The organism is Thalassospira sp. NFXS8 (assembly GCF_040148805.1).
In the GTDB taxonomy this organism is placed as follows: domain Bacteria; phylum Pseudomonadota; class Alphaproteobacteria; order Rhodospirillales; family Thalassospiraceae; genus Thalassospira.
The window spans coordinates 1,946,846-1,972,770 of the sequence record NZ_JAGEMF010000001.1 but is presented as its reverse complement, the minus strand read 5'-3'; the positions used below and the strand labels follow the sequence as shown (position 1 = coordinate 1,972,770).

Here is a 25,925-nt window from a genome sequence, read left to right as displayed (position 1 = left end):
ATGGGGTGCCCAACTCATTTTCCACCCCGAGAGGAGTGGGATTATACGAACGACTAGTAAAGTGCTCGTGGCACAAAATTAGCCCACACCATGAATGAAGAATCTGTAGGAAAACTACACCCGTTTCGGGCGGTTGTTGCCGGGGATGGCTTTACAGGATGGCAACATCCAGCCCGATATCGACGGCAGGCGCACTTTGGGTGATGCGGCCAACTGATACATAATCCACGCCGGTTGCCGCAATATCGCCAATGGTATCCAGGCGCACACCGCCCGATGCCTCGGTTTTGCAGCGGCCCTCGACAATCGCGACGGCTTTGCGCAGCATATCGGGCCCCATATTATCAAGCAGGACAATATCGGCGCCAGCTTCAACCGCTTCGCGCACCTGATCAAGGGTATCGCATTCAACTTCGATCTTGGGCAGGTTGGCCGCTTTGGCCATTTCCACACATTTGGTAATCGATCCGACAACGCCGATATGGTTGTCCTTGATCATGACGCCATCATACAGGCCCATACGGTGGTTTTGCGCGCCGCCCATGCGGGTGGCGTATTTTTCCATCTTGCGCCAGCCCGGCAGGGTTTTGCGGGTATCAAGCAGTGTGGCCGATGTTTTGCCCATGGCCTGTACATAAGCGCAGGTGGTAGTGGCAATGCCCGACAGATGCTGCAAGGTGTTAAGGGCGGTGCGTTCGGCAGTTAAAATGCCCCGCGCCGGGCCTTCAATTACAGCAAGAACCGATTTCGGGTTCAATGTATCGCCGTCATTGCATTTCTTTTCGATTTTGGCATCGGGTACCAGTTTGCGAAAACATTCCAGTGCAATATCCAGCCCGGCAACCACAATGCTTTCACGGGTTTCCACCGCGACGCGCAGGCGGGCATCTTCAGGGATGACATTGTCCGACGTGATGTCGCCTGTGCCGATATCTTCGGCAAAGGCACGGTCAATAAAATCGGTAATTTCGCTTTGGGTCAATTCAGTCATGGGATGCGCCGGTTTGTTGGATGGGGATGTCGGGCAGGAACGTGCAAGCGCATGAAATGCGCAGAAAAAACAGGCCCCGCAACAAGTGTGCAGGGCCTGAATATTTGTGATCAGGCGGCGTTTTCGGCCGAGGCCTCTTTTTTCAGCGGAATGCCTTTCGACATTTCCAGCATCCGTTCAAGCGGTTTGACGGCATTAAGGCGCAAATCTTCGGGCATCACGATCTGCGGGCCGTTATTGACCATGCACAGATAGAGTTTTTCCAGCGTATTAAGTTCCATGAACGGGCAATTGTTGCACGCACAGCTGCCATCGGCACCAGGCACCGGAATAAAGGTTTTGTGCGGCGCGGCCTTTTCCATCTGGTGGATGATGTGGGGTTCGGTCGCGATCAGAAATTTCTGATCGGGGCCGTCAATCACATATTCCAGAATGGCGCGGGTTGATCCGATCTGGTCGGCATGGCGCAAAATGCCGTCGTGGCATTCCGGGTGGGCGGCAATTTTGGCATCGGGATGCTGGGTTTTCAAACGGATCAGTTCGCGTTCGGAAAACTGCTCATGCACAATGCATGATCCCTGCCACAAAACCATATCCCGGCCGGTTTTCTTGGCAAGGTAACTGCCAAGATGGCGGTCCGGCGCCCATAAAATGGGCTGATCCAGCGGAATCTGGTCGATGATTTCGGCGGCATTTGACGATGTCACAATAATATCAGACGCGGCCTTTACCTCGGCCGAGCAATTGATATACGTGATCGATACATGGTCCGGGTGCTGTTCGCGAAATTTGCGAAAGGCTTCGGGCTGGCAGGAATCTTCGAGCGAGCAGCCAGCCTTTGAGTCGGGCAGCAGCACAGTTTTTTCCGGGCTGAGGATTTTGGCAACTTCGGCCATAAAACGCACACCGCAAAACACAATCACATCAGCATCGGTTGCCGCGGCCTTGCGCGACAAATCCAGCGAATCACCGACAAAGTCGGCCAGATCCTGAATTTCACCATCCTGATAATAGTGCGCCAGAATGATGGCGTTTTTTTCTTTCTTCAGGCGCTGAATTTCCGCCTCAAGATCAAGCGTCGGATCGATCTGGGTTTCAGACATTGCACCGGCACGCGCCTCGGCAATGGTGGTAATTTGGTTCATGGCGTTGTCTCATCTCGCCTTGTTGCAACCGGGAAGTAAGAAGCGGGACCCGATGTTGCAAGTTAATGACTGTATGAAACCTCAATATCGCTATTGATCGAGGATGGCAAGGGAATGGGGCGTTTAGTCCAAAGAGGCGTCAGAGATGAAGCCCGGCATATTTTTGGGATCCGATCTGATGCCGCTTCTGACCGAGGCTGCGTTCAGTCTTGTTTCGAAGTAAGTGCTAAATATTTCAAAATCCGGATATTCTTCATGGGCTTGCCAGTGACATCCCATACGTCCTACGAGGCCCGCAATCCAGTCTGCGGCCTGTACTGTTTGGTACAGGTGGCTTTCTACTTGAAAAGGCGTTTCAACAAGGCATCTGCGTGGTTTATTACTATTGAACATTGCACGAGCGGCTTCTGTTACAAACTGAAGCCGCTGTTCATGCTCATCCATGATGAGGGTGAACAACGCACTGTCCTGACAATCTTCTTCGCAAAAGCTGTTGAGACGTTTGATGGCTTCGCGAAGCACAGCAAGGTAAAGGCTTTTAGGATTATGTTCTTCTATCGGAGAGGTTTTTCGAAGTCCGACATAAAACAAGTGGCCTCCCAACCGGTCAATTTTATTGAATAGCCGGTTGGTGAAATTTCTCAGTTCCCGGTATTTTTCGACATTATGTACCGTGTAAAGAGCTGATCCTTTCTTTTCCCAAGTCGCAGGATGTGCATGAGAGCGTTTAATTTCAAAATCAAGTAATCGGCATTTTTGTTGGTAGAACCAGGTACTGAAGCCGCGTATTTCGTGGGTCGGAATAATAAACCCGGCTAACCCGAAAACAGGGCTTTCTTTGTACTTTGGATGCTTCCGAGAAAGATAAGGGCCGATGTGACCAAACTCGTCAAGATAGACATTGAAAAGCGTCATAATCTGCCCCGTCCCCCAGATACACGAAAACCCATGCACATGGCATGGGTCTCGGAAAGAGAGCATATATGTTTCCATAAATGCGTCTCGACGTCTTTTGTAAGTAGAATTGACCCGATTGTCAATAATTTTGCCATTGGTTCCGGCTGTGATCAAGATAGCTTGGTGCATGAGTGAATTTTAAAAGGGGTATTGGTTTGGTTAATTTCAAACCGTAAACCCATACTGATCCCATTCAGCCTGGGTCACTTCCAACGCCATTTGTTCGTATTCGGCGCGTTTGATGGCGCCAAAGGCGGTATGCAGGCAATCGCCCAGCGCATGGCGGGCAAAGGTGGATCGGTCGAACCGGTCGATGGCTTCAAGCCAGCTACGCGGTAGATCGTGGGGGGCTTTGGTGGCATCCATTTCGTCGATACAGGGCGCCCCCGGGTCGGTCTTGGCTTCAATGCCGTCAAGGGCGGCGGCAAGGGTGACGGCGGCAACCATATAGGGGTTGGCATCGACCCCGGCAACGCGATGTTCAAAATGGCGGGTTTTGCCGGGATGGCCGGGGACACGAATGGCGACATTGCGGTTTTCAACGCCCCAGTCATCGGAGGCGGGCGAATAAACGCTGGAGGAAAAGCGTCGCCAGCTGTTCATAAACGGGGCCAGTACCAGCATGGTGTCGCCCACCGTTTGGCGCAATCCGCCAATGGCGTTTCGCATCAGGGGGCTTAGCGTGCCGTCCTGCTGGTCGGCAAACAGGTTATTTCCGTTCTGATCAGCAAGGGAGAGATGCAAATGCATCCCGGATCCGGCTTCATTGCCAAATGGTTTGGGCATAAAGCAGGCTTCAATCCCGAAGCGACGGGCGCAGGTGCGAATCAGGCGTTTGGCAATGATCACGTCATCCGCAGCATGAAGCAGGTCACGATAGCGAATGGTCAGTTCATATTGGCCCGGTCCATATTCGGAAATCAGGGTTTCCAGTGTCAGCCCCAAATGCGCTGCGCCTTCGTAAATCGCATCAAACAGAGGTGACATTTCGTCAAGTTCATCAACCGACATGGTGTTGCGCTGCCCGCTTCTGCGTTTGGTCAGCACATAGGGTGCGGGTTGAAAGCGACCATCGGGCAGGCGTTGCGGGTCGATCAGGTAAAATTCCAGTTCAAACGCCCCCATTGGCGTAAAACCGGCCTTTTTTGCGCGATTGATCTGATGGACCAGTGCCGGGCGTGGTTCGCCTTTGACGGGGGTGTTATCGTCGTCAAACATCGTGATCAACACTTGCCCGCGATGGGCATGGGGCAAATAGCCCAGTGTGCCGGGAATGGGCCAGCAGCGTTTGTCGCCACCCCCGCCGGTTAAAACAAGGCCGGAGGCATCAACATCAATACCCGCTACATCCTGCCCGAACAGGGACATGGGCAGGGCACGGCCACTGGTAAAAAGCCCTTCAAGCTCGTGGCGGCGAATGGTTTTGCCACGACCAATGCCGTGGCAGTCGGTCAGAAACACATCAATTGCCTGAACGTCGGGATATTTTTCCAGAAATGCCAGGGCTTCGGCAAGTGTGGCGCCGGTTGGGGCAATTTCCGTGTTTCTGTTCATGGTTTTTACCCCTGAAAACGGCGGAAGAAATATCGATCTTGCGGTACGCCTTCGGGCAGAGGTTCGGCAATGGTGCCCGGCACATCGATTTTTTGGTCCGATGCCACAATGGCACCTTTGATCAGGGCCGGGGGCAGGGTATTGCCGATAAAGGATGCGATTTTTGCATTCAGGTCTTCATCTCCGGTGCCAACATCGGAATGAACCAGGGCAACCCGGCCTTTGAACTTTTCAACTGCTTTGGGCAGGGTTTCAAAAATATCACCCAAAAACAAATGGTCATCGGCCGGGATGCATTTGGGATGGGCGTTGATCTGGCGGTCAAACACGTAAATTTCGCGATCGGGCATAATTTCGCGCAGATGGTCGAATGTGCGGCCATTGCCAAGGCCAATTTCCAGAACGATGCCTTCAAGGCCATCAATCATGACAGCGGATGCATTCAGGCAATCGCGCTGGGCTTGCAGACGGCGGATAACACTGTTGAGACGGGACATCGTTTAATTCTCCGATCGGGGCGTTTGCGGGCGGGAAGGTTTTATATCGGCACTGGCGTTGACAACCGGGTAAAACACCATGCCAGGTGGCGGGTTTTGGCGATAATGGGCCAGGCGGCTTTGCCAGTCGCCATCATGAAGTTCCAGGCGGTGGCCGTCGGGATCGAGAAAATAAAACGACGCGCCTTCACTGGTGTTTGTTTTCCATTCAATAACACCCGCGTTTTGCAGATTTTTCACCATCGCGGCGAAATTATCGTCCCTGACGCCAAAGGCGATGTGGGTGTAATTGGCCGCTGGCGGCGGTGCATCACGATCAAGGCTTAGGCAAAGCCAGACATCAGCCAGCAGCAGATAGGCACCTTTATCCCAACGTGCCAGGGGCCTTGCCCCCAGCATGTCGGTATAAAAGATGAAGCTGCGCGCGACATCATGTGTCGCAAGGGTGATGTGGTTTAAACCGTTGATCAAGGTGCAGGCCAGTCAGGTGTTGGGGCTGGTCGCATCAAAGGCCGGAACCAGATCGCGGAAAGTATCCAGCCAGGTGACAAGGGCGGGGTATTTGACCCGCCATGCACCATCAAAGCGCAAGTCAAGATAGCCGAGTGCGCAGGCAACGGCAAAATGGCCAATTGTCAGGTCTCCGTCCAGGACGGGCGGGGTTGCGGCAAGTTCGTCAAGGGCGCGACGGACCTTTTCAGCCTGATAATCCACCCAGTCCTGATGCAATTTTTCTTCCGGGCGCATGCGTTTTTCGTACACCTGCAAGATTGACGCATCGACAATGCCATCGCCCAGTGCCTGAAGGGTTAGCGCTTCCCAGCGGGCGTCGCTTTCGGTTGGGTGCAGGGTGCGGCCATCGGCTTTGGAATCCAGAAATTCGCAAATCACGCGCGAATCGTAATATTTACGGCCATCATCCAAAATCAGGATCGGAATTTTGCCCAGCGGGTTTTGCTGGCGCAAGGTGTCGGCGGGGTTGTTGGTGTCGGCAGTTTCAACGCTCAGGTCGTTATATACGCCAAGATATTTTGCCACCATTTTGACCTTGCGACCAAACGGCGAGGGGACGGAGCTTCGAAGAATCATCAGATGGCCTTTCTGTGCCAAAACAATTTATTGGCGCAGTGTAATGGCAAAATGCTGCCTGATGAAAAGCAAATTTTCCGGGATTAATCAATGGCGGAGAAATACCGCGTTATCCCTGATAGCCGGGGCTGGCGTCGGCTTCATCCGGTTCATTGCGTGACAGGGCGGCAAGGTGCAGTTCACGCAGCATACGAACACTGGGGCGCAGGGCAAAAAAGATACTGCCAATTAAAAACAGCCAGGTGCCAGCTTCCATCAGGGACTGGTAAAAGAAAAAGATACTGCCAACGATAAAGGCAATGGCAGCCAACAGATCAACGCCGGAATAAATCAGTTCATACATGCTGTAAACTTCGCGGTGGCGTTGGGTCTGGTCGAACCGGCGGGTACGAAACAGTTTCACGGTGGAGACTCCTGTTCAGGGAATGCGCATGGCAATGCAACGCTTTAGCCCCCGGAATGTTTCGTCAAACTGTTGATTTTATGGCATTTGCAAGGTGAAGGCATGAAGTTGCCCGGCGCGGGGTGGTCATTTTATGGTCACAGCAAAGTTTACGCGCGCGGATGCGTCCCTTTGTAAACGGCCATTAAACGTTCGCTGTCGACCGAGGTATAGCGCTGGGTGGTGGACAGTGAAACATGGCCAAGCAGTTGCTGAATGGTACGTAAATCGCCACCTCCGGCCAAAAGATGGGTGGCAAAGCTGTGGCGCATGGCGTGCGGTGTTGCCGTTTCGGGCAGGTTAAGTAACGCGCGGATCCGGCGCATTTCGCGCTGGGCCACCTGGGCGATCAGGCGCTTGCCCCGTGCCCCTAAAAATAGTGGGTCTTTTCCCGATGGCGCATAGGGGCAGGCCGCGATGTAATCGTCAATCGCCTCAATCACCACGGGCAAAACCGGCACCAGCCGTTGTTTGTTGCCCTTGCCGGTAATAACAAGCGAGGTGCCTTGCGGGCGTTGATCGGCATTAAGGGTCAGCGCCTCGGCGATACGCAGGCCGCAACCATATAGCAGGGTGAACAGGGCAAGGTTGCGTTTGGCAAGCCAGGGTTCATTCTGAAAGGCCCCGGCATTGTCGATAACGGCCAGGGCATCGTCGGGTGACAGGGGTTTGGGTATTGATTGCGGCAGGCGCGGATTGCGAATGGTGGTGATGGCGGCATTTTGCTCGCGCCCCGTGCGGTCAAGAAAACGGTAAAAATTGCGCAATGTCGACAAGGCGCGCGCGGTGGATGATTTTGCCATGTTGGCATTGTTACGATGGGCCAGCCAACTGCGAAAGTCGCGCGGGGTTAGTGCCAGAAGCGTTGCCATATCGGGTGCGCCACCGCGATGCAGGTCGACAAATGCCAGAAAGGCATAAAGATCGACCAGATAGTTTTCGGTCGTGTGGGCAGATGCACGCCGTTCACTGCGTAGCCATTGCAGCCAGTTATCAACCGCTTTGCGGGTATCAACCGGCAGCGACAGGGCGGTTAATGCGCTGGACGGGGTTATGCCGGGTTTGTCAGCCATCGCCGTACACCAAATTCAATTACCGACGACAGGAACATGATGAGATCATTGCCCTGGGCGGGGCTGAAATAACCGGGTTCAGCAACACCAAAGGCCACCAGCCCGACCGGGTCGCCATAAAACGGGGCCAGACGTACAAGGGCGGCTGAATTGACGATATCGGCCTTGGGGCCAAAAATGGCTTCGTCGCCCGCATGTTCTGGTACAAGCCAGACATCGTGGTCCTCGCCCAGAACCTGATCAACCGCACCGTGGGTAAGGCGGCGAACCCGGCCGCCACAACGCGGAATCGGGTTTTCGGGATGTTCTTCAAAACAAATGGCGATGCAGTCCAGATCCAGCAGGTCGGGGACCAGATCCTGCAGGGCTTCGACAAAGGTGTCAAAACCACGGGCATTCAGCAGGGCCAGAACGGCACGGTGAATGCGCTGCTGGGTTTCAAGGTTGGATTTGGAAATATTGATCAGTTCGCTGGTGGCGCCGCGCAACCGGTCGCTTTCGGCGCGCAGGCGTTCGACAACATATTGCTGCATGTCGGCAACACCCGAACCATGATGGCGCACCGGCATTTCCAGGCTGTCGAGAAGTTCGTGGCGATGTTTGAAAAAATCTGGGTTGTCCGCAAGATATTTTGCGATGTCTTCGGCATGCAAAGCAGTTTGTTCCATTGGTCCCGGCAATCTTGTTGTCATATAAAAAACCCGGCTGCCAGAATGAAGGCAACCGGGTTAAATGCTGATTAAGGGCAGCGTAAAAACGCTCTCCTTTTTACAGGTCAGTTCTTTGCAGGGCTAAAAAGCCTTAAAGAATCGACTGACCGGTTTTCTGCCAATCGGCCAGGAAGGTTTCCAGGCCTTTTTCGGTCAGCGGGTGTTTGAACAACTGACCCAGAACCTGCGGCGGAATGGTGACGACATCGGCACCCAGACGGGCCGAATCGACAACATGCTGCGGGCCACGGGCGGAAGCGACCAGGACTTCAGTTTCCCAGTTCGGGTAGTTGTTGTAAACTTCAACAATATCAGCAATCAGCTGCATGCCATCGCTGGAGATATCGTCAAGGCGGCCAACAAACGGCGAAACAAAGGTTGCACCGGCTTTGGCAGCCAGAATGGCCTGACCAACCGAGAAGCAAAGTGTGACGTTGGTTTTGATGCCTTCGTCGGTAAAGGTACGGCAGGCTTTAAGCCCGTCCGGGGTCAGCGGCAATTTGACGACGACATTATCGGCAATCGCAGCCAGCTTGCGGCCTTCCGCGACCATGGTGTCATAATCGGTGGCGGCAACTTCGGCGCTAACCGGGCCGTCTACGACGTCGCAGATTTCCTTGATCAGGTCGATAAACGGGCGGCCAGCCTTGGCAACCAGCGACGGATTGGTGGTGACGCCGTCTACCAGGCCAGATTTGGCAAGTTCACGGATGGCGTCGATGTCGGCGGTGTCGATGAAGAACTTCATTGTAATTCCTGCTGATGAAGACCGTTGTTCGATTACGCAGATTACTGCTATTGGCTGTGGGACCGTTTCGCGCCGGGTAACCGTACCGCGAACGGTTCGGATCACGCCAGCCTATCGTGACGGGGTTTATAATATATGTGCGCCGCAAAGGCCATAACGGGAAATCTGTTTGAACGACGCACTGTGTCGGTGCTGCCCCCTCTGCCATTGGCGGGGCCGTATGACTATGTTGTTCCCGAAGGCCTGGACATTGAGCCAGGTGATTTTGTCGAAATTCCGTTGGGACGTCAAACCCAGCGTGGTGTTGTGTGGGGCGAGGCCAAAGGCGATGTTGACCCGGCCAAGCTGCGAGAAATTTATGGCGTGCTGCCGGTGCCGCCAATGGGCGCTGTTGCGCGCAAATTTATCGACTGGGTTTCGGCCTATACCCTAAGCCCGCAAGGGGCTGTTTTGCGCATGGGCATGAGTGTAAGCGATGCTCTTGACGCACCAAAGCCTGTTTTTCGCTTTGGTTTGGCGCGGGGTATTACCGAGTCGGACCATAATGTGCGTATTACGCCGGCGCGAAAACGCATTTTAGGCTTTTTGCGCGATCATCCCTTTATCGATCAGGCCGATATCCTGCGTGAAACCGGAACCGGGGCCAGTGTTTTAAAAGGTCTGGTCGATGCCGGGCTGGTAAAGCGCGAGCAAGTGGCTCCACCGTCGCCCTTTAGTCCGCCGGATTTAACAATCGGTCGACCCGATCTGTCCGATGATCAGGAAAAGGCCGCTGACTTTTTATGCGAAAAGGTCGCAGCAAACCGGTTTTCAACCATTCTGATTGATGGTGTTACCGGTTCGGGCAAGACGGAAGTTTATTTTGAAGCCGTGCGGGCAGCCCTGGCATCGGGGCAGCAGGTAATGGTGCTGCTGCCTGAAATTGCCCTGTCAGCGCAATGGTTACAGCGTTTTCGCGTCCGGTTTGGTGTGGAACCGGCCTTGTGGCATTCGGAAGTCGGGCAGGCGCGCCGGCGCGAAACCTGGCGCGCCGTGGCTGATGGTAGCGCGCAACTGGTTGTCGGCGCGCGTTCCGCCCTGTTTTTACCCTATAAAAACCTTGGGCTGATCGTGGTTGATGAAGAACACGAACATGCCTTTAAGCAGGAAGATGGCGTAATTTACCATGCCCGCGATATGGCGGTGGCACGTGGGCATTTGGGCGGGTTCCCGGTTATTCTGGCATCGGCGACACCTTCGCTCGAAACGTTGGCCAATGTCGAGGCGGGCCGCTACGAACGGGTGGTGTTGGGGCAACGTCACGGGGTGGCCGTTTTGCCCAGCGTGGAAATTGTTGATATCCGGGTGGATAAACCCGAACGCCAACGCTGGATTACGCCGACCCTGCATAAGCGGCTGCTCGAAACATTTGCTGCCGGTGAACAGGCAATGTTGTTTCTGAACCGTCGTGGGTATGCTCCGCTTACATTGTGCCGGGCCTGCGGGCACCGGTTTCAATGCCCCAATTGCACTGCGTGGCTGGTGGAACATCGGGCATGGGGTAAATTGCAATGTCATCATTGTGGTTATAACGCCAAAATCCCCGATACCTGCCCGGCCTGCGGGGCCGAGGAAAAACTTGCTCCTTGTGGCCCTGGCGTGGAACGGCTGTATGAAGAAGCCATCCAGACGTTTCCTGACTTGAAAATAGAAGTCGCCACATCTGATAATATTGCCGGACCAAAGGCCGCCGCCGCATTGGTGGACCGGGTGCATAACCACGAGGTGGATTTGCTGATCGGAACGCAAATTCTGGCCAAGGGGTATCATTTTCCCATGCTGACGCTGGTGGGGGTGATTGATGCGGATCTGGGCCTTGCCGGGGGTGATTTGCGTGCGGCTGAACGCAGTTACCAGTTGCTAACACAGGTGGCAGGGCGCGCCGGGCGTGGCGAACGCCCCGGGACGGTTTTGTTGCAAACAGCCGACCCCACCAACCGCGTGATCAAGGCGATTGCGGCGGGGGACCGCGATGCGTTTGATCAGGTCGAACTGTCGGAACGACTGAAATACGGCATGCCGCCGCACGGGCGCCTGGCCGCCTTGATTGTATCAGGCAAAAAGGAAAACGAGGTTGATGAAGCCGCCTGGCGCATTGGCCGTGTGGCCCCGCGCGGGGATGGTATTGTCGTATTAGGGCCTGCCCCGGCCCCGCTTTCGTTATTGCGTGGGCGGTTTCGGCGGCGGTTTTTGTTGCGGACCGATAAATCGGTAAAGGTGCAGGCCGTGATACAGGAATGGCTGGCAAGGGTCAAAACGCCCGGCAGTGTCCGCGTACAGATTGATATTGACCCTTATAGCTTTATGTAGTGGCCGGTTCCGACCCGGCAGGTCTGGGAGGGGCGGCATGTTTAGCTGTTATTGGGAATAATGCCTGTTGGGATCGTTTAGCGGGCCAAGATAATTTTCGATAATGGCGGCGATGGTGCCATCGTGCTGCAATTTGCGAATGATGGCGTCATAGCGTTTTTGAAAATCCTGCTTGCCGCCATAGGTGGATGCTTTGGACCACACATTATAATAAGCGGCCTGGCGAATGGGCGGATATAAAAACACCAGCTTGTCGGCAATGCCTTCTTCGCGGGCCTCGTAAAGCGACGTCATGTAATTAAGCGGGACAGTATCGAACCTGCCGCGTAATAACATGGGGATAAGCAGGTTGTTTTTGGCAACGGTTTCTATATTCAGGCCGCTGTTCCAGAAGGCCGGGGTATAGGAAAACCCCGCGGCAGCCCCGATATGCAGGTTGGCCAGATCGTTAAAGTCATTAAATGAAATGCGGTTGCGATCTTCTTTGCGAATAGCAAAGCGCCAGTCCAGCAACAGGTGGGCTTCGTTCGGGTAATACAGAAATTCCTGGCGTTCGGTGGATTGGGACAGGGACAGGACAATGTCGCTTTCGCCAACGCGGGCATTATAAAGCAGGCGGTTACCACTGGGGACCAGACGAAATTCAAATTCGGTAATGTGCATTTCGGCAAGAACCGCTTTCATGATGTCGATATCAATTCCGCGAATTTTCCCGTTATCCTGCCATTTCAGCGGTGCTTCACTAAGGCCTTCGATAATCAGGGGGCGGGCCATGGCCCGGAATGGCAATAGCACAATCAGCCCGATTAACAGGCCGAAGACGATGCGACAGACAGGATGCCTGCCTTGTGCCATTTGGTCCTCCAGTTTGGTGGTTACCCCTTTTGCATAAGTTTATATGATTGCAGATTATTCGCATAACAATTTACGTAAGGATGGAACATGCCAACAGAAAATCAGGCCAGTATTTGCCGCTGGGCAGATGATACGTTTGGTCCCGTTGCCGACCCGGTTGCACTGGTAGACCGGGCGATGATGGAAATGCAGGAACTGCGCGAAGCGGTTGAAGCCGGTGACATCGCCGAGATTGGCAAGGAAAGTGCCGATGTGATGATTTTGCTGTACCGGCTGGCAGAACAGTTTGACCAAAACCTGAATGAACAGACCGATGCCAAGATGGTCATTAATCGGGGGCGCGTGTGGCGCGCCAAGGGCGACGGAACCGGATCGCACGTCTGATCAGCTGATTTGCATGTGCCCGGAGGCGATGTGAAGAAGAGCAGGGCTGTTTGAGCCTTATCGAAACTCTTTGCCCAGGGCTTGTTGGCTGGATCGCGATGGCGGGTTCAATATGAACTGTTTTGCCGGGCCGGGAAGGGCAACAGGACGGCCAGGCGACATTGCGTTTGCCAGGATAAAAAAGAATCGACCAATAGTGACATGTGGGCGGTTTTGTTTTCTCCTCTGGGTTGGGTTGCTTGTGTGCTGGTTCACAGTTGCGTCACGGTTGATCAGGTGCGATGGCTTAATTTTGCCTGAATCTTCAAGATTCGCGGTGTTTTTACCATTAGACATGTAAAAAAGGGCCGTTTCCATAGGGGCAGGCAAGCCGGGCTAAGGCGCAAAAAGCCGCGATTTTTCAAGGATGATGCCCATAGAGTGCCGCGAGTTGCCAAACTCGTCACAATTGCGGTTGCGCGGGGGTTGCTCCTTACTGGGACATGTGCTACCAAACGCTCGCTTCCCGAAGGGCCATCTCTTCGGGGGATCATTTTTTTATATGTATCCGAGTCGTTCTCATAACCAGAATTGAGGGCTTTCACCGGTGTCCCAAAATACTGCCGCGACCGGGCTGCAAGGACGTTATGCTACTGCACTGTTTGAGTTGGCCAATTCGGCTGACCAGCTTGATGTGGTTAAAGGCGATCTTGAATTGCTCGACCAGGCCATCGTCGAAAGCGATGATCTGCGTAATGTGCTCCGTAGTCCCGTGATTTCCCGGGACGTGCAGGCCAATGCTATGGCAGCCATTCTTGATAAACTCGGGGCTTCCGAGTTGACCAAGAAGACGGTTGGCCTTCTGTGTCAGAAACGGCGCCTGTTCGTCCTGCCGGGCGTAATCAAAGCCTACCTTTCCATGCTCTCCGCGCATCGTGGGGAAGTAACCGCACAGGTGACTTCTGCTACCGCGTTGAAGGACGAGCAGATCGAAGCCGTAACCGGCGCTCTTAAGGAAGTAGTCGGTGCCACTGTCAAGGTGGACCTGAATGTCGATCCGGCGGTTCTTGGCGGCCTTGTCGTCAAGGTCGGTTCCCGGGTTTTTGATGCCTCGCTTCGTACCAAATTGCAGAAGCTCGAGCTCGCTATGAAAGGGGTTGCGTGATGGAAATCCGCGCCGCGGAGATCTCCGCTATTCTCAAGGATCAGATTGCCAATTTTGGCGCTGAAGCCGAAGTGGCCGAAGTCGGTCAGGTTCTTTCTGTTGGTGACGGTATTGCCCGTGTTCACGGCCTTGACAATGTTCAGGCTGGTGAACTGGTAGACTTCCCCGGCGGGATTAAGGGCATGGCCCTGAACCTTGAAGAAGACAATGTCGGTATCGTTATTTTCGGTTCTGACCGCACGATTAAAGAAGGCGACCAGGTAAAGCGTACCGGTTCCATCGTTGACGTGCCGGTTGGCAAGGAACTGCTGGGTCGCGTTGTTGACGCACTTGGCAATCCGATTGACGGCAAGGGCGAAATCAAAACGACCCAGCGTCGTCTTGCCGACGTCAAGGCACCGGGCATTATCCCGCGTAAATCGGTTCACGAACCTGTTCAGACCGGCATCAAGTCAATTGACTCGCTGATTCCGATCGGGCGTGGCCAGCGCGAGCTGATCATTGGTGACCGTCAGACCGGTAAAACCGCGATCATCGTCGATACCATTCTGAACCAGAAGCCGGTCAACGATGCCGCTGCTTCAGACAGCGACAAGATGTTCTGCATCTATGTTGCTATCGGTCAGAAACGTTCGACCGTTGCCCAGGTTGTTAAAACCCTGGAAGAACGTGGCGCGATGGAAAACACCATCATTGTTGCCGCGACCGCTTCCGATCCGGCACCGATGCAGTTCCTGGCTCCGTTTGTTGCTTGCGCCATGGGCGAATATTTCCGCGACAACGGCATGCATGCCACCATCTTTTATGATGACTTGACCAAACAGGCTGTTGCCTATCGTCAGATGTCCTTGCTGCTTCGCCGTCCGCCGGGACGTGAAGCATTCCCGGGCGACGTTTTCTATCTGCACTCCCGCTTGCTGGAACGTGCGGCGAAAATGAATGACGAAAACGGTGCTGGTTCCCTGACCGCTTTGCCGGTTATTGAAACCCAGGGTAACGACGTGTCGGCCTTTATTCCGACCAACGTTATCTCGATCACCGATGGTCAGATCTTCCTTGAAACCGACCTGTTCTATAAGGGCGTACGCCCGGCTGTGAACGTTGGTCTGTCGGTTTCACGTGTGGGTTCGTCAGCCCAGATCAAGGCAATGAAACAGGTTGCCGGTTCGATCAAGCTGGAACTTGCCCAGTACCGTGAAATGGAATCTTTTGCCCAGTTTGCATCGGATCTTGATCCGGCAACCCAGAAACTTCTGGCACGTGGCGCGCGTCTGACCGAGCTGCTCAAGCAGCCGCAATATTCGCCGCTGAAGGTCGAAGAACAGGTTGTCGTGATTTATGCCGGTGTTAAGGGCTATCTCGACGGCATCGCCATCCCGAAAATCCGCGCTTTTGAAGAACAGCTTCTTTCCGAAGTCGGTTCGGCTGGCGCAGATATTCTTGATGCGATCCGCAACGAGAAAGTTCTGTCGGCTGATACCGAAGCTAAACTGAAAGCGTTCCTCGACAAGTTCGCGAAAACCTTCGCGTAAAAGTCTGAACTTTAGGCGAAGGAGGAAACGCAATGGCTAGTTTGAAGGACTTGCGCTCGCGCATTGCCAGCGTCAAATCGACGAAGAAAATTACTTCGGCGATGAAGATGGTGGCCGCGTCCAAGCTCCGTCGCTCGCAGGATGCTGCCGAGGCAGCCCGTCCCTATGCTGATCGCATGGGGACGATGCTGGGTCGGCTTGCAGCTGCGGTTGGTAGCTCGCAAGGGGCGCCGAAACTGATGGCCGGGACCGGCAAAAACGACGTGCATTTGCTTGTTGTTTTTACGGCTGATCGCGGTTTGTGCGGTGGTTTCAACGCTTCTATTGTCAAGGCTGCGCGTCTCAAGATCAGGGCGCTGAAAGCCGAAGGCAAGACAGTTAAAATCATTTGTGTTGGTCGTAAGGCGGCAGATGCCCTCAAACGCGAACACGGCGATGCGATTGTTGCGCGCTATACCGGTATCGAAGGCAAGAAGGGGATTAACTTCTCCGAGGCGACTTCGGTAGCTGACAAAATTCTGGAAATGTTCGAAGCAGGTGAATTCGACGTTTGCACGATGTTTTACAACAAATTCGTGTCGGCGATTTCACAGATTGTTACCGAACAGCAGCTGGTTCCCTTTGCAGCGGAAGCTGCCAAAGACGAACCGGAAACTGCCGGAACCGGTGCTTCTGCGGTTTACGAATATGAACCGTCGGAAGAAGCCATCCTGGCTGATTTGCTGCCGCGTAATGTCGGCGTCCAGATTTTCGGGGCGATGCTGGAAAGCAGTGCTTCCGAGCACGGTGCGCGAATGTCCGCTATGGATAACGCAACCCGCAATGCCGGCGATATGATCGACCGACTGAGCATTCAGTATAACCGCTCACGTCAGGCCCAGATCACCAACGAACTGATTGAAATCATTTCCGGCGCCGAGGCTTTGTAAGCGGGTCGCAGGAACTAACGGATAGATTTGTCCGAGCAGGAGACAATACCTATGGCGAACAAGAAGGCGGGGAAAATTTCCCAGGTAATGGGCGCCGTCGTCGACGTTAAATTCGACGGCGAACTGCCGCCCATTCTGAACGCGCTGACAGTTGACAACAACGGGCAGCGTCTGGTTCTCGAAGTTGCACAGCATCTTGGTGAAAGTGCAGTCCGTACGATTGCTATGGACACCACCGAAGGTCTGCGTCGTGGTCAGGAAGTCATCGATACCGGTGATGCGATCCTGGTTCCGGTCGGACCGGAAACACTTGGTCGTATCCTTAACGTCATCGGCGAGCCGGTTGACGAACGTGGTCCGGTCAATGCCAAGATGAAACTGCCGATCCACCGCGAAGCACCGTCTTTCGTGGATCAGTCGACCGAAACCGAAATCCTTGTTACGGGCATCAAGGTCATCGACCTGATTGCGCCGTACACCAAGGGTGGTAAAATTGGTCTGTTCGGTGGTGCGGGCGTGGGTAAAACCGTTCTCATCATGGAACTGATCAACAACGTGGCCAAAGGCCACGGCGGTTATTCGGTTTTTGCCGGTGTGGGTGAACGTACCCGTGAAGGCAACGATTTGTATCACGAAATGATGGACTCGGGCGTTATCAACCTCGAAGGGTCGTCAAAAGCCGCACTTGTGTACGGCCAGATGAACGAGCCCCCCGGAGCCCGTGCCCGTGTTGCTCTGACCGGTCTGACCCTCGCGGAATATTTCCGTGATGAAGAAGGCCAGGACGTGCTGTTCTTCGTCGATAACATTTTCCGTTTCACCCAGGCGGGTTCGGAAGTGTCGGCATTGCTCGGTCGTATTCCGTCAGCTGTGGGCTATCAGCCGACGCTGGCAACCGACATGGGTGCCCTTCAGGAACGTATTACCTCGACCAAAAAAGGTTCTATTACCTCGGTCCAGGCCATTTACGTCCCTGCCGACGACTTGACTGACCCGGCGCCTGCAACATCGTTTGCTCACCTTGATGCGACCACCACGCTGAACCGTCAGATTGCCGAACTTGGCATCTACCCGGCTGTGGACCCGCTTGACTCCACCTCGCGTGCGCTTGATCCGGGTGTTGTTGGTGACTTGCACTATAAAACGGCCCGTGAAGTGCAGCGTGTTTTGCAGACCTACAAAGGTCTTCAGGACATCATTGCAATTCTCGGCATGGACGAACTGTCGGAAGAAGACAAACTGGTTGTGGCCCGTGCCCGTAAGATCCAGCGTTTCCTTTCCCAGCCGTTCCACGTTGCAGAAGTGTTTACCGGTACGCCGGGCGTGTTCGTTCAGCTTGAAGACACCCTCAAGGCATTCGCCGCTATCTGCGCTGGTGAATATGACCATCTGCCTGAACAGGCATTCTACATGGTCGGCACCATCGAAGAAGCTATCGAAAAAGCCAAGAAGATGGCCGAAGCTGCCTAAGGCGGTTTCGGTCCCCCTCCGGGTAAGGAGCGAGGACTGTCATGACTGATACGACTGTACTGGAACTTGTTTCACCGTCTGCCCTGCTCAAGTCCGAGCCGGTCGAGATGGTTGTTGTTCCGGGCACGGAAGGGAACTTTGGTGTGCTGCCCAAGCATGCACCGCTGATCTCGACCATTCGTCCGGGCGTCATTGACATCTACAAAGGTGGTAAGGTTTCGGAACGCATTTTTGTTGCTGGCGGTGTAGCAGAGGTTAATCCTGAGCGTTGCACCATTCTGGCCGAAGAAGCGATTTCGGTGGCCGACATCAAAGCTGACGCCGCCCAGACCCGTCTGGAAGCTGCGAAGGCTGCATTTGATGCTGCAAAATCGCATCACGAGAAGGCAAATGCCGAACGTGAAGTCGAAATTGCTGCCGCACAGATTGCTGCTTTGACCAACTGATCTGACAGCAATGTCACAATAAAAGGGCCGCTATCCGATAAGGATAGCGGCCCTTTTTGTTGTCTTGTCGCAGGGCAGATATGGTCAGAACGTATCGTGATGGTGAATATCGCCTGTTTTACAGTCTGCTCATGTCACTTTGTTTGACGTGTCTATCCGGTATCAAAATCGTCAGGGGCGTTGTGTTTCGCTGCGGTCGGCAGAAAAGGCGATGTCCTTTTGGGCCTCCAGGCTACGAAGGCGTTCGTGCAAGGCTGCGTGGATTGCGTGATAGGCGGTGCTGCCCAGTGTGACACGAAGCGGGGCAGGTGTTACATCTACGGCATTAACCATCGCCTGTGCTGTATTTACCGCATCACCCTTGATGGTGAAATCACCATTGGCTATCGCCTCGCGAACCTGGTGGGCCGGTGTTCCCTTATAGGCATCTAACGGGGGTGGGCTGATAAGGCCATCCCCAAAGCCGGTTTGGGTGGGGCCGGGTTCTATGATGGTAAAGTCGATGCCAAAACCTGAAACCTCCTGCCGGACGGCTTCGACAAAGCCTTCAATTCCCCATTTGGTGGTATGATACAAGCTGAAATTAGGATAGGCGATTTGTCCGCCTTCGGATGATACCTGTAAAATACGGCCGTGTTTTTGCGCACGTAAGTGCGGCAGGGCCGCGCGAATCACCTGGATTGACCCGATAATGTTGGTGTTGATCTGATGAACGATTTGATCATCGCCAAGTTCCTCGGCAGCACCAAACAGGCCATAACCGGCATTGTTAACGATGACGTCAATTGTGCGATATCGGGCAAATGCCTGGTTGATCACGTCACGGATTTGCGCCGTATCGGTGACATCAAGCTGCATCACATCTAACCGATCCCCATATTGGGCGATCAGGTCGGTGAGAATGCCGGCTTTACGAACTGTTGCAATGACTGTGTCGCCACGCGCGAGCAGGATTTTGGTCATTTCCAGACCAAGACCGGAAGACGTGCCGGTGATAAACCATGTGCGGGTCATACATACCTCGTTGGTTGGAGAAGATATGCATGACTATAGATTTTTAGATTATTGGGTCTATGCTGCCTAATTGGCATGACTTGATGGTAAATACCCATGAATTATACCCCCAGCCTTAACGATCTGAAGGCGTTTGCCTGTATTGCGGGATGGCAGAGTTTTCGCAAAGCAGCCGACGAACTGGGGTTGGCCCCATCGACGTTAAGTCATGTTATCCGTACCCTGGAAGAAAATATGGGGGTGCGTCTGTTTCATCGTACGACCCGCAGTGTGGCCCTGACCGAGGCGGGCGAAAAACTGTTGTCCCGGTTGCAACCGGTCTTGCGCGACCTTGATTTTGCGCTTGAAGAAGTAAACCATTTTCGAGATCGGCCCAGCGGTATGCTGCGGATTAACACCAGTGACATTGCTGTTGCAATGTTGCTGGATGCAGTTGTGCCGGACTTTTTGGCGCAATATCCCGATATGTCGCTGGATCTGGTGACGGACGGGCGGCTGGTGGATATTGTGGCTGAAGGTTTCGACGCCGGTATCCGGTTAGGCGAGGCCATTCCGCAAGATATGATTGCAGTGCGATTTGGCAAAGAGACCCGGTTTGTTGCTATTGCAGCACCGTCTTATTTTAACAATCGATCCGTGCCCCACATACCGGACGATCTGAAATTTCATCGCTGCATTCGGTATCGTTTGCCCAGTGGCAAACCCTATCATTGGGAATTCGCCCGTCACGGACAGGAATTACATATTGATGTTCCAGGCAGTTTAACGCTGGATCATCCTGTTTTGATGGTAAAGGCCGCCATGGCCGGGCTTGGCATTGCGTATGTGCCGCAAACAGTTGCCCAAGACGCGCTTGCAAACGGAAGCCTGATAACCGTACTTGACGACTGGTGCCCGCCAATTGCCGGTTTGTATTTGTATTATCCCGGTCATCGGCATGTACCCTCGGGATTGAGGGCATTTATTGATGTAATGAAAGCAAGTACACGCGGGAACAGCTGAAAGGTACAGCCATTATAGGTGCCGGGCATGCCAAAATAAGGGATGCAAAGCCAAAAACGCAGGTAAATATGGGCTAGTGTGACGGGGTAAGGGCGGTATCAAGCCAGAAGGTTTCGATCATTTTCATCAGATCGATAAATTCAACCACATCCACCGGTTTGCGCAAATAGCAATTAGCCCCCGCAGCATAGCATAAATCAACATCACGTTCGGCACCTGATGTTGTTAAAACAATGACGGGGATGCTGGCCGAGGCCGGGTCGCTACGAATATCGCGCAGCATTTCACGACCATCCTTGCGCGGCATATTCAAATCCAGCAAGATCAGTTTGGGACGCGGTGCGTTGCGGTATTGCCCATCCTTTTGCAGAAACTGAAGGGCCGTGATGCCATCTTTGACGTGATGAAGATTTACCGGGCGCGAAAATTCCTTTAAGGCTTCTTCAACAAGCCTTGCATCGCCGGGGTTGTCTTCAATCAGCAATAAATGGCTGGGCGTCTTCACCGCTGACATCTCCACCTGGATCCATTATTCTTAAGAACAGGGGTAACACCCCGGTTAGCTAGCATCATACTAAACTTGATTATAGCATTCCTGAATGTTTATAGATGACTGGTTTTTGATTGTCGTTCGCAATTTAGTTTTCTACGGGTAAAAATCGACATTTTTTCGATTTTTAGACCTGATTATTGCCAGCACAGCGAAGAAAACGCGCTTTTTTTCGATAATTGCTGCCGGAAAAGCAGTTGTATTTTCCTGTTTTCGATCATTTAAAACGGGCAAAAACGGAGTCGCAAAAGGATAGCATGGATGCGACTCCTGATTGCAAATTTTCTTATATATCCTAGTTAGTTGCAATGCCGGCCTGACCGGCGATAGCCGCAAGCTGGTTCAGGGCCTGGGGATTATCTTTCAGGGCTTCTTGCGCTTGCTGATAACTTTGTTGTGCCTTGTCTTTCATGCCCATGACCATGTAGGCGCGCATCAAGCGGGCCCAGCCATCGGGGTCTTGCGGGTTTTCTTCAAGTTTCGATGCCAGACGGCCGACCATGCCTTCAATCATTTGGCGGCGTTCTTCGGGGGTAAGGTCGGCTGCTGCTTTCATGTCCTGCTGGCTGGGGCCAACAGTGCCTGCAAGCGCAGGTGCAGACGGGGGCAATGCCGGTTTCAGACGGCCGGTAATGTCAATGCCTTCAGCCTGGGCGGTTTGCTGGATCTGGCGCACAACCATTGGCAACCACGATGCATCGGCCGGGGCCGAATTTGCCAGCGTGATCCAGCGTTCAACGGCAGCCCCGGCATGGCCTTGCTGTAAATCGGCAACACCTAAATAAAAGCCGATTCGCGGGTTGTCATTGCCGGATTTTGCGGCTTCTTCCAGGGCACCACGCGCCGGGGCTGTAACCTGCCCGTCGCTGGCACGGATAATGGCTTCGGCATACATCGCCAGATAGGCGCCATCCCGATTGGAAAGTTTTACGGCTTCAAGAAAAGCCGTCTGGGCTTCTTGCGGGCGGTTTAACGCCAGCAGGCTGTTGCCCAGCAATTCCCAGTTCTCAAGGTTATTGGGGTTTTGAATGAGTTTGTTGGAAAGGTCGGCCACGGCGTTACGCAGGGCGCGGTCGCGTTCCTGGTTATTGTTTTGCGCATTGCGGGCCGCCATTATTTCGTCGGTACGCAGGGCAATGGGGCGGTCGGGCAGGGCAGGATGACCAATATCAAGATAAAGGCCAAGCCCGCCGATAATGCCGATCAATATCAGGGCAATCGCGACAGGGCGGGCAAAGGCGCCGGGCGTTTTGCCAACGCGGCTTGCCGCCCGGGTTTGAATACGCTGGTCGGTTGCCAGAATGCGGCGTTGTACTTCGATGCGGGCAGCATCGGCCTGTTCGGCGTTTAAAACACCCCGATCAATGTCACGGGTGATTTCAGCCAGCTGGTCACGGTAAACGGTCAAATCCCGTTGTAATTCATCCTGATCAACCAGTTCGGCGTTATGCTCGGCCTTGTTTTGGGCATCGTTATGTGCGCTGCCATTCGATGGCAGGGGGCGGCTTTTTTTCGGGCCGGCTAAAACCGGCCACAACACGTAACCTGCAATGGCAACGGTAACGAGGGCAAAAACAATCCAGACAGTCATGGGGTGGGGTATCCTGTTTTCGTTTTTGCCGTTTATTCGGCCGGTTGGGCCGCATGGGTGTTTTTTTGTGCCTTGCGCGACCGGTTTGGCGCGCCAACACGATAACGACGGTCAGAAAGCGACATTAACCCGCCAAACACCATGACCAGGCCACCAACCCACATCCAGGGAATCATCGGTTTGATATAAAACCGTGTTACCCAGTTGTTGTTTTCGTCGGGATCGCCCAAAACGGCATAAACATCGCCGGTAAAGGATGACTGAATGGCGGCTTCGGTGGTGGGACGGCCTTCAACGGTGTAAATCCGCTTTTCCGGTGCCAGAATAGTTGTTTTATCGCCGGGATGTTTAACCGTTATATGCGCCTGGCGGGCCATATAGTTTGGTCCCTGAATTTCCCTGATGTCGTTCAGGGTGAAACTATAGGACCCGACCTGTACGCTATCGCCTATGGCCATGGACTGCACAGCTTCGGTCGTCCATGCCTGGGATCCGGTGATTCCGGCAATGACAATGGCAACCCCTGCATGGGCCAGCATCATGCCATGTGCGGAACGTGGCAAATTGCGCATACGGCGAAAGCTGGTGCCCAACGGTTCGCGAAACAGTTTTATTCGCCCTGCCCATTCCAGAACGGAGCCAACAAACAGCCATACCGCGAGCCCCATGCCAAACAGGGCAAAGGCCGGGCCACCCGAAAGCCAGTAGGTTACCAGAACCGTGACGACAACAATGGCGATGGCGAGTTTTAGTTTGCTTATGGCTGCCAGCAGATCAGCGCGTTTCCACGGTAAAAACGGGCCAATCGCCATGGCGATGATCAGTGGCGTCATGATCGGGACAAAGGTGGCATCAAAAAATGGCGCGCCGACCGATATTTTCTCGCCGGTCAGGGTTTCCAGGAACAGCGGATAAAGCGTACCCAAAAACACCATCGCCGCAGCAATCGATAGCAGCACATTGTTAAAAACCAGTGCCCCTTCGCGCGAGATCGGTTGAAACAGCCCGCCGCCCTTCAGGGTGGGCGCACGCCAGGCATACAGCGCAAACGACCCCCCAACTGACAGGGCAAGCAATATCAGAATGAAAATGCCGCGTTTCGGATCGGTGGCGAAGGCATGAACCGACGTTAATGCACCCGAACGCACCAGAAATGTGCCAAGCAGGGAAAATGAAAAGGCGATAATGGCAAGAAAGATGGTCCAGCTTTTAAGGGCATCGCGTTTTTCAACCACAATGGCCGAATGTAGCAGGGCGGTTCCCGCCAGCCATGGCATGAAGGATGCGTTTTCAACCGGGTCCCAGAACCACCAGCCGCCCCAGCCGAGTTCATAATAGGACCACCACGAACCAAGCCCGATGCCCGCGGTAAGAAATACCCAAGCGGCCAGTGTCCATGGGCGGACCCAGCGCGCCCAGGCCGGATCAACCCGGCCTTCAATAAGGGCAGCAACGGCAAAGGCAAAGGCCACCGAAAAGCCGACATAACCCAGATACAGGAACGGCGGATGAATGGCGATGCCGGGGTCCTGCAATAACGGGTTCATGCCCTGGCCGTTTAACGGCGGGTTGGCAATGCGTTCAAACGGGTTTGAGGTTAGCAGGATGAAAAGCAAAAAGCCGACAGCGATAAGCCCCATTACGCCAACAACCCGGGCAAGCAGGCTGGGCGGTAAATTGCGGCCAAAGGCCGAAACCGCCGCACCAAACAGCGACAGGATCATGACCCATAACAGCATCGATCCTTCGTGATTGGCCCAAACCCCGGTGATCTTATAGATCAGCGGTTTGGCGGTGTGGCTGTTTTCCACCACATTCAGAACCGAGAAATCGGACGTGACATAGGCGTATGTCAGGGCACCAAAAGAAAATGCGATCAGCACAAAGCTGGCAATCGCTGTGCGCGGGGCAACACGCAGCAAGGCACTATCGCCCCGTGCTGCGGCCAGAAACGGCACCGTGGATTGGGCAAACGCCATGGCCAGCGCCAATACGAGGGCATAATGTCCGAGTTCAACGATCATGGGGGCTTGCCAATCCTTTATATACAGGTTCGAGCCGGTATAATGTGCGATGCAAAGTTTGGAAACCTTGCGGAATATCAAATTTGCGCTATTTGCACGGGCGCATTAAATAGAATTATTATATACAGCCTGTTCTAGCGCACAGTTTGGGTCCAGACCCAAGCCATACCAAAGGGTCGTACAATGAACCAATGTCCGGTTATTGACATTGCACAGCGAGAAATGTGGGCGCGTCGGGCGACGACGGCCTCCATTATTATTGCTGCGACCCTGATTGTCCTTAAGGCAATCGGGTGGTTCATGACGGATTCGGTCAGCCTTCTGTCTTCCATGATAGATAGCATGCTTGATATCGGTACGTCCGTGATCAATTTCATGGCGGTGCGTAGTGCCTGGCGTCCGGCGGACCATGACCACCGTTTTGGCCATGGCAAGGCTGAACCGCTGGCGGGGCTTTTCCAGTCCGCCTTTATGCTGGGTGCTGCCGTACTGGTATTGGCCGAGGCATCTTCGCGCCTGGTGGACCCGCAACCGATGCGCCTTGCCAATGAAGCAATCTATATCATGGTTGTATCGCTGGTGATGACAGTGGGGCTGGTTTTGCTGCAACGCAAGGCCATGCGGATGTCAGGTTCGATGGCGGTCGAGGCCGACTCGCTGCATTACAGTTCCGACATTCTTGCCAATGCGGCTGTTATTATTGCGCTGTTGCTGGTGGGGTCGGGCTTTTTATGGGCCGACCCGGTGATTGGCGGTATTGTTGCGATTTTCCTGCTGTATTCGGCAGGCAAGGTTGGCCGCGATGCTGTTTCGGTGTTGATGGATCGGGAATTACCCGAACCCGATAGCCAGCGCATTATTGAACTGACCATGAAACACAAATCTGTAATCGGTATTCACCGTTTGCGCACCCGTTCATCGGGGGTGCATCGCTTTGCTGAAATTGAACTGATCATGGATGGCGGGATGCTGATGCGCGAAGCCCATACTATTTGCCATCAGGTGATGGACAGCATTCGCGGCGAATATCCCGACCTTGATATTACCATCCACCCCGAACCGCCCGAAGATATTCATCTTGATGAATTTAGCGGTTACACCGAAGACCCCGAATTTTGGCACGAAGCCCGGGCGCGTAAGGTGGGGCTGGATGATATCCCTGTTTCCAACAGCGAACTCGCGACGGGCCGCTAGACCGAATATCTGTTCAGATAAAATATTCCGGCGATTGACACCTGCGATTTTAAATTGCAACTATGATCCTCGATCACCTGGGGGGCCCCGGCAAGGGGCTGAGATTCTGCTGGGTAAAGTTTCAGACTTTACGCGCAGTGACCCTTTGAACCTGATCCAGTTCATACTGGCGTAGGGATGGTGCAGATGCCGGGTCTTTCATCAGACGGACGTGGCACTGATGACAGCCTCAAAG

26 protein-coding genes and 1 riboswitch are annotated in these 25,925 nt (G+C 54.0%); of the genes, 9 read left to right on the top strand and 17 right to left on the bottom strand.

What is annotated here, in order from left to right:
- Positions 1–151: 151 nt before the first annotated feature.
- From nadC to fsa, 11 genes are all read right to left on the bottom strand, one after another.
- Positions 152–991 carry a carboxylating nicotinate-nucleotide diphosphorylase gene (gene nadC, locus J4E05_RS08940; RefSeq protein WP_349594434.1) on the bottom strand — a complete coding sequence of 280 codons (840 nt, stop codon included), beginning with the start codon at positions 989–991 and terminating at the stop codon, positions 152–154.
- A 110-nt stretch (positions 992–1,101) separates the two neighbouring features.
- Complete coding sequence (nadA, locus tag J4E05_RS08935; RefSeq protein ID WP_349594432.1) at positions 1,102–2,136, bottom strand: quinolinate synthase NadA; 1,035 nt, start codon at positions 2,134–2,136, stop codon at positions 1,102–1,104.
- 123 nt (positions 2,137–2,259) lie between these two features.
- A complete protein-coding gene (locus J4E05_RS08930; protein WP_349594429.1) occupies positions 2,260–3,051 on the bottom strand; it encodes a DUF3800 domain-containing protein in 792 nt (263 codons plus the stop codon).
- A gap of 207 nt (positions 3,052–3,258) precedes the next feature.
- Positions 3,259–4,647: a glutamine synthetase family protein gene (locus J4E05_RS08925; RefSeq protein WP_349594426.1), complete on the bottom strand. Its 1,389-nt coding sequence runs from the start codon at positions 4,645–4,647 to the stop codon at positions 3,259–3,261.
- 5 nt (positions 4,648–4,652) lie between these two features.
- A complete protein-coding gene (locus J4E05_RS08920; protein WP_085588385.1) occupies positions 4,653–5,144 on the bottom strand; it encodes a class I SAM-dependent methyltransferase in 492 nt (163 codons plus the stop codon).
- A 3-nt stretch (positions 5,145–5,147) separates the two neighbouring features.
- Positions 5,148–5,615: a fosfomycin resistance glutathione transferase gene (locus J4E05_RS08915; RefSeq protein ID WP_503012326.1), complete on the bottom strand. Its 468-nt coding sequence runs from the start codon at positions 5,613–5,615 to the stop codon at positions 5,148–5,150.
- Between the two features lie 12 nt (positions 5,616–5,627).
- Positions 5,628–6,233: a glutathione S-transferase family protein gene (locus tag J4E05_RS08910; protein ID WP_349594423.1), complete on the bottom strand. Its 606-nt coding sequence runs from the start codon at positions 6,231–6,233 to the stop codon at positions 5,628–5,630.
- Positions 6,234–6,342: 109 nt separating this feature from the next.
- A complete protein-coding gene (locus tag J4E05_RS08905; protein ID WP_085588391.1) occupies positions 6,343–6,636 on the bottom strand; it encodes a YrhK family protein in 294 nt (97 codons plus the stop codon).
- Positions 6,637–6,785: 149 nt separating this feature from the next.
- Positions 6,786–7,748, bottom strand: a complete 963-nt coding sequence (locus J4E05_RS08900) for a tyrosine recombinase XerC (protein WP_349594420.1) — start codon at positions 7,746–7,748, stop codon at positions 6,786–6,788.
- Positions 7,727–8,416, bottom strand: coding sequence for a DUF484 family protein (locus tag J4E05_RS08895; RefSeq protein ID WP_085588395.1), 690 nt, complete (start codon positions 8,414–8,416; stop codon positions 7,727–7,729). The genes J4E05_RS08900 and J4E05_RS08895 overlap by 22 nt, the downstream gene beginning before the upstream one ends.
- A 133-nt stretch (positions 8,417–8,549) precedes the next feature.
- The gene (gene fsa, locus J4E05_RS08890; protein WP_085588397.1) at positions 8,550–9,206 is read right to left on the bottom strand and encodes a fructose-6-phosphate aldolase; all 657 of its coding nucleotides are present in this window, start codon (positions 9,204–9,206) and stop codon (positions 8,550–8,552) included.
- A gap of 135 nt (positions 9,207–9,341) precedes the next feature.
- Here fsa and J4E05_RS08885 point away from each other — a divergent pair, with 135 nt between their 5' ends.
- Positions 9,342–11,555: a primosomal protein N' gene (locus tag J4E05_RS08885; protein WP_349594416.1), complete on the top strand. Its 2,214-nt coding sequence runs from the start codon at positions 9,342–9,344 to the stop codon at positions 11,553–11,555.
- Positions 11,556–11,603: 48 nt separating this feature from the next.
- Here J4E05_RS08885 and J4E05_RS08880 read toward each other — a convergent pair whose 3' ends face one another.
- Positions 11,604–12,410 carry a substrate-binding periplasmic protein gene (locus tag J4E05_RS08880; RefSeq protein WP_349594413.1) on the bottom strand — a complete coding sequence of 269 codons (807 nt, stop codon included), beginning with the start codon at positions 12,408–12,410 and terminating at the stop codon, positions 11,604–11,606.
- Between the two features lie 87 nt (positions 12,411–12,497).
- On the opposite strand from J4E05_RS08880, the gene J4E05_RS08875 reads away from it, so the two are divergent.
- Positions 12,498–12,794, top strand: a complete 297-nt coding sequence (locus J4E05_RS08875; RefSeq protein WP_349594410.1) for a nucleoside triphosphate pyrophosphohydrolase family protein — start codon at positions 12,498–12,500, stop codon at positions 12,792–12,794.
- Between the two features lie 57 nt (positions 12,795–12,851).
- Here J4E05_RS08875 and J4E05_RS08870 read toward each other — a convergent pair whose 3' ends face one another.
- A complete protein-coding gene (locus tag J4E05_RS08870) occupies positions 12,852–13,151 on the bottom strand; it encodes a hypothetical protein (RefSeq protein WP_349594407.1) in 300 nt (99 codons plus the stop codon).
- A 229-nt stretch (positions 13,152–13,380) separates the two neighbouring features.
- Between J4E05_RS08870 and J4E05_RS08865 the strand changes: the two genes are divergently transcribed.
- Genes J4E05_RS08865 through atpC form a run of 5 tightly spaced genes read left to right on the top strand, consistent with a single transcriptional unit; the run spans position 13,381 to position 18,315 of the window.
- On the top strand, positions 13,381–13,938 hold the full coding sequence (locus tag J4E05_RS08865) for a F0F1 ATP synthase subunit delta (protein ID WP_085588404.1): 558 nt from the start codon (positions 13,381–13,383) through the stop codon (positions 13,936–13,938).
- On the top strand, positions 13,938–15,470 hold the full coding sequence (gene atpA, locus J4E05_RS08860; RefSeq protein ID WP_085588406.1) for a F0F1 ATP synthase subunit alpha: 1,533 nt from the start codon (positions 13,938–13,940) through the stop codon (positions 15,468–15,470). The genes J4E05_RS08865 and atpA overlap by 1 nt, the downstream gene beginning before the upstream one ends.
- A 32-nt stretch (positions 15,471–15,502) precedes the next feature.
- Positions 15,503–16,399 (top strand): F0F1 ATP synthase subunit gamma, encoded by an 897-nt coding sequence (locus tag J4E05_RS08855; RefSeq protein WP_085588408.1) that lies wholly within the window; start codon positions 15,503–15,505, stop codon positions 16,397–16,399.
- 51 nt (positions 16,400–16,450) lie between these two features.
- Positions 16,451–17,869 (top strand): F0F1 ATP synthase subunit beta, encoded by a 1,419-nt coding sequence (gene atpD, locus J4E05_RS08850; RefSeq protein WP_085588410.1) that lies wholly within the window; start codon positions 16,451–16,453, stop codon positions 17,867–17,869.
- Between the two features lie 41 nt (positions 17,870–17,910).
- Positions 17,911–18,315: an ATP synthase F1 subunit epsilon gene (atpC, locus tag J4E05_RS08845; protein WP_085588412.1), complete on the top strand. Its 405-nt coding sequence runs from the start codon at positions 17,911–17,913 to the stop codon at positions 18,313–18,315.
- Positions 18,316–18,486: 171 nt separating this feature from the next.
- On the opposite strand, the gene J4E05_RS08840 is transcribed toward atpC, so the two are convergent.
- Entirely contained in the window at positions 18,487–19,329 is an 843-nt protein-coding gene (locus J4E05_RS08840) for an SDR family oxidoreductase (protein ID WP_349594402.1), read from the bottom strand.
- A 96-nt stretch (positions 19,330–19,425) separates the two neighbouring features.
- Here J4E05_RS08840 and J4E05_RS08835 point away from each other — a divergent pair, with 96 nt between their 5' ends.
- Entirely contained in the window at positions 19,426–20,331 is a 906-nt protein-coding gene (locus J4E05_RS08835; protein ID WP_349594399.1) for a LysR family transcriptional regulator, read from the top strand.
- 73 nt (positions 20,332–20,404) lie between these two features.
- Here J4E05_RS08835 and J4E05_RS08830 read toward each other — a convergent pair whose 3' ends face one another.
- The 3 genes from J4E05_RS08830 to J4E05_RS08820 form a co-directional block, all read right to left on the bottom strand.
- Positions 20,405–20,845: a response regulator gene (locus J4E05_RS08830; RefSeq protein ID WP_085588417.1), complete on the bottom strand. Its 441-nt coding sequence runs from the start codon at positions 20,843–20,845 to the stop codon at positions 20,405–20,407.
- A gap of 331 nt (positions 20,846–21,176) precedes the next feature.
- Positions 21,177–22,472, bottom strand: coding sequence for a c-type cytochrome biogenesis protein CcmI (gene ccmI / locus J4E05_RS08825; protein WP_349594396.1), 1,296 nt, complete (start codon positions 22,470–22,472; stop codon positions 21,177–21,179).
- A gap of 32 nt (positions 22,473–22,504) precedes the next feature.
- The gene (locus J4E05_RS08820; protein ID WP_085588421.1) at positions 22,505–24,496 is read right to left on the bottom strand and encodes a heme lyase CcmF/NrfE family subunit; all 1,992 of its coding nucleotides are present in this window, start codon (positions 24,494–24,496) and stop codon (positions 22,505–22,507) included.
- A gap of 183 nt (positions 24,497–24,679) precedes the next feature.
- Between J4E05_RS08820 and J4E05_RS08815 the strand changes: the two genes are divergently transcribed.
- On the top strand, positions 24,680–25,690 hold the full coding sequence (locus J4E05_RS08815; RefSeq protein WP_349594394.1) for a cation diffusion facilitator family transporter: 1,011 nt from the start codon (positions 24,680–24,682) through the stop codon (positions 25,688–25,690).
- A gap of 68 nt (positions 25,691–25,758) precedes the next feature.
- Positions 25,759–25,886: riboswitch (TPP riboswitch) on the top strand.
- Positions 25,887–25,925: the final 39 nt, after the last annotated feature.